The 4,441-nt window shown below is 74.1% G+C and carries 5 protein-coding genes; 3 read left to right on the forward strand and 2 right to left on the reverse strand.

Going from position 1 to position 4,441, the window contains the following annotated elements:
• Window positions 1-132 precede the first annotated feature (132 nt).
• Both HF577_RS36635 and HF577_RS36640 read right to left on the reverse strand, forming a co-directional pair.
• Window positions 133-1,110, reverse strand: a complete 978-nt coding sequence (locus tag HF577_RS36635; protein WP_169400592.1) for a DUF4097 family beta strand repeat-containing protein — start codon at window positions 1,108-1,110, stop codon at window positions 133-135.
• Window positions 1,107-1,622, reverse strand: a complete 516-nt coding sequence (locus tag HF577_RS36640; RefSeq protein WP_169400593.1) for a toxin-antitoxin system HicB family antitoxin — start codon at window positions 1,620-1,622, stop codon at window positions 1,107-1,109. The genes HF577_RS36635 and HF577_RS36640 overlap by 4 nt, the downstream gene beginning before the upstream one ends.
• A 97-nt stretch (window positions 1,623-1,719) precedes the next feature.
• Here HF577_RS36640 and thyX point away from each other — a divergent pair, with 97 nt between their 5' ends.
• The 3 genes from thyX to dapA all read left to right on the forward strand — a co-directional run bounded on the left by thyX (window position 1,720) and on the right by dapA (window position 4,288).
• Complete coding sequence (gene thyX / locus HF577_RS36645; protein ID WP_169400594.1) at window positions 1,720-2,472, forward strand: FAD-dependent thymidylate synthase; 753 nt, start codon at window positions 1,720-1,722, stop codon at window positions 2,470-2,472.
• 72 nt (window positions 2,473-2,544) lie between these two features.
• Window positions 2,545-3,171: a TIGR03085 family metal-binding protein gene (locus HF577_RS36650; protein ID WP_169400595.1), complete on the forward strand. Its 627-nt coding sequence runs from the start codon at window positions 2,545-2,547 to the stop codon at window positions 3,169-3,171.
• Between the two features lie 115 nt (window positions 3,172-3,286).
• Window positions 3,287-4,288: a 4-hydroxy-tetrahydrodipicolinate synthase gene (dapA, locus tag HF577_RS36655; protein ID WP_169400596.1), complete on the forward strand. Its 1,002-nt coding sequence runs from the start codon at window positions 3,287-3,289 to the stop codon at window positions 4,286-4,288.
• Window positions 4,289-4,441 lie beyond the last annotated feature (153 nt).

The raw sequence follows: 4,441 nt of genomic DNA on the forward strand, positions 1-4,441 counted from the left end.
CTCGAGGACGTGGTGGTGGGTGAGCGGGGCGACCTCGCCGTCCCGCTCGCCACCGCGCTGCGCTGACCCGCGCGTGCGCGGTGGCGGGTGCCTCAGCCACCCGCCACCGCGCATGACCCCCGCGCCGGCCTGTCAGACGGTCACGGCCGCCCGCGTCACGAGCACGTCACCGCTGCCGGTCCGGCCGTGCACCTGCAGCGTGGCGGGCCGTTCCGGAGCCACTGCGGTCACCTCCAGGTCGCTGCTGGCCCGGCCCGACCCCGACGTGAGGTCCAGCTCGGCGCCGACCCCGGGGTGCACACCGATGCGCAGGCCCCCGGAGCCGCTGGTGAGATCCAGATGTCCGCTGCGGGCGTCGGCGATCACCACGTCGCCGGAACCGGTGCGTACCCCGAGGTCGCCTGCCACCTCGCCCACCGACACGGTCCCGCTGCTGGCCCGGATCTCGCCGGGGCCGCCGGTGGCGGCCACCGACACCTTGCCCGACCCGGTGCGCACCCGCGTGCGGCCGCTCACGGGTCCGAGCTCCACGTCGCCCGACCCGGTGGTGACGTCCGCGTCGCCGTCGACGGCGGCCACGGAGATCTGGCCGGAGCCGGTGCGCACCCCCGCCCACCCGGCGCGCCCGGTCACCCGGATGTCGCCTGCGCCGGCCCGGGCGGCGAGCCGCGAGCCGGCCGGGGCCGACACGGTGATCGCCAGCGGCACCACACGCAACGGGAGGTCCTGCGAGGAGCGGACGATGAGCCGCCTGCCCGTCTCCGACCAGGTGATCTCCGCAGCCCGGACGGCCTCCGCCGCGAGCTCGTCCGCGCTGCCGGCCCCACCCGTGCCGCCGGGACCGCCGGGGCCCCCGAGCCAGTTGATGATGCCGGTGAGCCCCTGGGTCCAGGTGTTGCCCGCCGACGGGTCGTGGCGCACCTCCACGCGCACGTCGCCCGCGCTGCCCTCCCCGGTGCCCCCGACCTGCTCGTCGAGATGCACCCGGATCCGGCCGACATCCACCGTCAGCTCCAGCTCGGCGGTGCCGTCCACGGGCCAGCTCTGCCGGCGCACCAGCTCCGCAGCATCGCCGGCCTCGTCCTTCGCGAAGTCCACCATGTCGCTCATCCCTCGACCCATCCGCGCAGGCGCCGCTCGTCGCGTTCGCCCGGCCCCCCGCTGCGGCGTCCGGGACGCCGCCCGCCCCCGGCCAGTGCTCCCTGCACGGCCTGCGCCACCCAGGAGTTGAGTGACACACCCTGCGCGGCCGCCGCCTGCTCGGCCTGGTTCTTGATCTGTTCCATCATCCGGAGCGTGATCCGGCTGATGTCCCCGGCGTCGGCGCCACCCGGGAACCCGCGGAAGGACGGCGGCTCCTCCGGGGTGGGTTCGGCGGCCGGGTCGGCGGTGACCGCGACGCGGACGTCCCGGCCGTCGAGGCGCACCTCCACCACACGGTCCGGCAGCGCGGCGGTGACCTCGGCCGCGAGGTCGGAGAGCGCGTTCATGAGGGCCAGCCGGGCGGCCGGCTCGATGGCGGCGCCGAGCAGCGCCGCGGTGCGCTGCGTCTGCTCGTCACCCGCCCCGGCTGCGGAGGCGAGATCCTCCCGCAGCTGCGTGACGTACTGACTGAGATCCATGACATCACTGTGACGCCATCCGTGACGCCGGTCAAGGGAATCCATGACATCAGTGATGTCACGGAGTTGCGTCACGCCGCCCGGTTACGCTGCCGATATGCCGCAGATCGTGCCGCTGGGCGTCCAGCTCGTCGCCAAGACCGAGTTCGTCGTCCCCGAGGGCGTGCCGTGGAGCACCGACGCCGACGGGGGACAGGCACTCGCCGAGTTCGCCGGGCGGGCGTGCTACCAGTCGTGGACGAAGCCGAACCCGGCCACCGCCACCAACGCCGGGTACCTGCGTCACATCCTCGAGGTCGGCCACCTGTCGGTGCTCGAGCACGGCACGGTGAGCTTCTATCTCACCGGCGTCTCGCGGTCGCTCACCCACGAGCTCATCCGCCACCGGCACTTCTCCTACAGCCAGCTGTCCCAGCGCTACGTCCCCGAGCGCGACGCCGCGATGGTCGAGCCCGACGTCATCGCGGCCGACCCCGAGCTGCACGAGCTGTTCACCGAGGCCGCGCAGGCGTCCGTCACGGCCTACGAGCGCCTGCTGGAGGGGCTGGAGAAGCGGTTCGCCGACGTCCCCAACGCCACGCTCCGGCGCAAGCAGGCCCGCCAGGCCGCGCGCGCGGTGCTGCCCAACGCCACCGAGACCCGGATCGTGGTCACGGGCAACTACCGGGCATGGCGGCATTTCATCGCCATGCGGGCCACCGAGCACGCCGACGTCGAGATCCGCGAGCTCGCCGTCGAGTGCCTGCGCCAGCTGCAGCGCGAGGTGCCCAACGTGTTCGGCGACTTCGACATCGCCACGCTGGACGACGGCTCCGAGATCGCGTCCAGCCCCTACGTCACGGAGGGATGACCCGCACCCTGGCCGGCTCCGGCCACCACGGGTGGCCGCCGCACCAGGGGCCGCCACACTAGGGTCTGGGCGATGACCCTGGCGAGCAGTGAGCGTGCGGCGATCAGCGACGAGCTCGAGCGGGTGGGACCCGACCGGCCCACCCTGTGCGAGGGCTGGACCACCCGGCACCTGCTGGCCCACCTGCTGGTCCGCGAGCGGCAGCCGTGGGCCGCGCCCGGCATCGTGGTGCCCGCGCTGGCCCCGCTCACCGAGCGGGCGATGCACGGCTACGACACCACCCCGTGGGCCGAGATGGTGGCGCAGCTGCGGGCCGGGGCGCCGGTCTGGTCGCCGTACCGGATCGGGAAGCTCGACGAGGTCGCCAACGGCGTCGAGTTCTTCGTCCACCACGAGGACATCCGCCGTGGCGAGCCGGGCTGGGAGCCGCGGGCGGCCGACCCGACCCGTGACGCCCGCCTGTGGGCCGCAGTGACCCGGATGGGTCGCGCGCTGTACCGGCGCACGCCGACGGGCATCGTCCTGCGCCGACCCTCGGGCGAGCAGCACGTTGTCAAGACCGGTTCCGGGCTGGTCACGATCGTGGGCGAGCCGGGTGAGCTCGTCCTGCACGCGTTCGGGCGCGACGCCGTGCGCGTCGAGCTGGAGGGTGACACCCCCGACGTCGAGTCGGTGGCCGCGGCGCAGCGCGGGGTCTAGAGGGCTACTCGCACGCCACCGTCGCCTCGCCCGGATGGCCGATCCGGGCGGAGTTGGTGCATCCGGGTGCGGCGCTGGGGGGCACCCGGGGACCCCCGGGCGGTACCGTCACCACATGAGTCCCACCCCTGCTGGAGCGCGCCCGCCGGGCCGGCCGTTCGGCCGGGTGCTGACCGCGATGGTCACGCCCTTCGACGCCGACGGTCGCCTCGACCTCGACAAGGCCGAGGCACTGGCCGCTCACCTGCTCGACCTGGGCAATGACGGACTGGTGGTGAACGGCACCACGGGGGAGGGGCCGACCACCACCGACCAGGAGAAGTCCGACCTGGTCCGTGCGGTGGTGAGCGCGGTGGGGGACCGGGCCACGGTGGTCGCGGGGGCGGGCACCTACGACACCGCTCACAGCATCGAGCTGGCCCGCTCGGCCGAGAAGGCGGGCGCACACGGCCTGCTGGTCGTCACGCCGTACTACTCGCGGCCGCCCCAGTCGGGGCTGGTGCTGCACTTCTCGGCGATCGCCGACGCCACCGACCTGCCCGTGATGCTCTACGACATCCCGCCGCGCAGCGTCATCCCGATCGAGATCGAGACGCTGCAGCGGCTCTCCGAGCACCCGCGGATCCTGGCCGTCAAGGACGCCCGCAACGATCTCCGCGTCGGCACCCAGATCATCGCCACCACGCCGCTGGCCTACTACTCCGGCGACGACCCGGTGAACCTGCCGTGGCTGGCGGTCGGTGCGGTCGGGTTCGTCAGCGTGATCGGGCACGTCGTGGCCGACCGGCTGCGTGACATGCTCGACGCATACGAGGCCGGCGACGTCGCCCGGGCCAGGGCGGTCAACGCGAGCACCCTGCCGGTGACCCACGCGATGGGCCGGGTCGGCGGGGTGGTGTTCTCGAAGGCGGCGCTGCAGCTGCGCGGCGTCGACGTCGGCAACCCCCGCCTGCCGCTGCCGCCGGCCACCGAGGAGCAGGTGGCGGCCGTCGCGTCCGACCTGCGCGCGGCCGGGGTGTCGCTGGGCCCCGACGCGTACCGCTCGGCCGGCCGCGTCGATCCGGGGCTGGGTGCCTGCGCCCCCGCCGACCTCGACGCCCAGGTCGCCTACCGCTGAGAGCACCCCTGCTTCCCCACTATCGCGAGGACAACTAGTTGAGTCGCCCCCCTGCCCGGTCCGACCGTTCCCGGTCCGATCGCCGTTCCCGGCCGCCCCGGCGTGACCAAGGCCGACCCGTTCCGGCTCCGCCCGAGGAGGTCAACCCGGCCG

Origin of the sequence: Pseudonocardia xinjiangensis, from assembly GCF_012911925.1 — a bacterium.
GTDB classification, from domain to species: Bacteria; Actinomycetota; Actinomycetes; order Mycobacteriales; family Pseudonocardiaceae; genus Pseudonocardia; species Pseudonocardia xinjiangensis.